This window comes from Aeromonas cavernicola, assembly GCF_002795305.1.
Lineage (GTDB): Bacteria > Pseudomonadota > Gammaproteobacteria > Enterobacterales > Aeromonadaceae > Aeromonas > Aeromonas cavernicola.
Window position 1 is genome coordinate 1 of sequence record NZ_PGGC01000237.1, and the last position, 1,788, is coordinate 1,788.

Here is a 1,788-nt window from a genome sequence, read left to right on the forward strand (position 1 = left end):
TTGACTGATCCTGGGGCATCAAACCTCAGCTCGGCGATGCCGTTTTCAAGGTAGCTGACCGATAGGGTTTCGCCTTGGTAGATCATGAGAGTATCTCCTTATTCCCACTTGATGGGGCGTGGTGCTCCTTTCATCCCCAGCAGGGGCGAGGCTCACTATTGATCCAAAAGGGGACACTTTCAACACCTGTTTAAACATTTGTTTAACATTTGTAGAGTAAAAGCCCTTGCTTCTAAATTACCTGCAAAACAGTCACATTGGCGCTGGTGCCGGCCATGGTGAGAGAGTTGTGGATCATCGAGCTAAGGGGCAGTTGCCAAGGCGGGTGAGGTGGCAGGCGGTTGGCAGAGGGTGCGATGTGGTCGATGGTTGCGGGTGGTTGCAAGCAACAGGGCCGGCCAACCCAGACCCTGTTTAAGCAAACATATCAGTCGGTAAGCTGGGTGAGTAGCCAGCGGCGAATGTCGGCCAGTTGCGGTTGGCAAATCTCATGGCGCATCGGGTATTCGTGCCATTCGAGCGATAAACCAAGGGCTTCCAGCTGATTTTTCGCATCCCACCCCATCGCAAGCTTGACCACATCATCGTAGATGCCGTGCATATAACAGATGGGCAGCGCGCGGGCTGCGGGGGTGATTTCGGCCGCCAATGTTGCGGGCGCTGCCAGATAGGTCGACATGCAGAGCAGCCCAGCCAGCGGTGCCGCATAGCGCAGCGCGGTGAAGGAAGCGATCACCCCGCCTTGGGAGAATCCGGCAAGCACGATCCGCTCGGCCGCAAAACCGTCGGCCACCAGCTGGTCGATCAGGGCGCTGATCCGAGCCGCTGATTCGCGGACGTGGGATTCGACTGCGCGATCGGCGGGATTATCGAAGCTGCGAATGTCGTACCAGCCACGCATCTTGTAACCCATATTGATGGTGATGGGCCGCTCGGGGGCATCAGGCAACAGATGGCGCACTGGGCGCTCGGCAGGCAGGGTCAGCGCCTCAACCAGCGGGGCAAGACCGGCCCCAGAGTCACCGAGCCCATGTAACCAGATCACCGCATGGCGGGCCCCAGTGGGAAAGAGATCAATCATGGAAATACCACATTGTCACAGGCCTGTGCCGAGCACGCTTCGCTCAGCAATGTTTTGAGCTCGTGGCCGAAGCGGTTGTCGATCCACTGCTCCCCTTTTAGTTCAAAATGGAAACCATTCTGGCGGGTCGCCACCCAGATCTGATGCAAAGGCTCTTGTTTGTTGACGATGACCTTGGTGCTGTTCTCGAAAGAGAGGGTCAATACCCCGCCATTTCGTTCGCAGTCGATGTCTGGATACCCCTGATCGATAATGTCTTCAATGTATTGGAAAAAGGCGTCTGTCAGGGCGTGGTACTGGTGATCCTTCATCGGTTTATCCTGTTGCTTTTAACAATGTGAGTGCGATTATAGNNCGCAGCGAACCATTATGATTACCCCGTTCAGCAAGTATCTGTTTGCCGTTTTGCTGCCTCTTGGTTTGACCGCCTGTGGTCTGAGGGGCCCGCTTTACATGCCGCCCTCCGAACCCGCTCAAAGCCAGAGTTCGCCAGCAGCAACGCCATCTGCGCCCTCTGAAGCCACCCCTGCGGTGAGCACTGCGCCAGCATCAAAATAATCTAGGAAGGAACCGTCCTTTGGATCACTTTAGTTACGACGCCAACGGCCAGCTGCAGGCCGAGCATACCTCATTACAACAACTGGCCGAACAGTACGGCACCCCGCTATACGTTTACTCCCGCGCCACCCTTGAGCGGCACTGGCATG

3 protein-coding genes and 1 pseudogene are annotated in these 1,788 nt (G+C 56.3%); 2 read left to right on the forward strand and 2 right to left on the reverse strand.

All coding sequences use genetic code 11. The features are described 5' to 3' along the window. Positions 1-427 precede the first annotated feature (427 nt). The gene (locus CUC53_RS18160; protein ID WP_100295394.1) at positions 428-1,081 is read right to left on the reverse strand and encodes an alpha/beta hydrolase; all 654 of its coding nucleotides are present in this window, start codon (positions 1,079-1,081) and stop codon (positions 428-430) included. After that, positions 1,078-1,392 (reverse strand): iron donor protein CyaY, encoded by a 315-nt coding sequence (gene cyaY / locus CUC53_RS18165; RefSeq protein ID WP_100295395.1) that lies wholly within the window; start codon positions 1,390-1,392, stop codon positions 1,078-1,080. Before cyaY ends, CUC53_RS18160 begins: the two co-directional genes overlap by 4 nt. Positions 1,393-1,450: 58 nt before the next feature. Between cyaY and lptM the strand changes: the two genes are divergently transcribed. Both lptM and CUC53_RS18175 read left to right on the forward strand, forming a co-directional pair. Next, positions 1,451-1,639 (forward strand): LPS translocon maturation chaperone LptM, encoded by a 189-nt coding sequence (gene lptM, locus CUC53_RS19370; protein WP_100295396.1) that lies wholly within the window; start codon positions 1,451-1,453, stop codon positions 1,637-1,639. A gap of 19 nt (positions 1,640-1,658) precedes the next feature. Then, a pseudogene (locus tag CUC53_RS18175) lies at positions 1,659-1,788 on the forward strand (diaminopimelate decarboxylase); the annotation flags it as partial.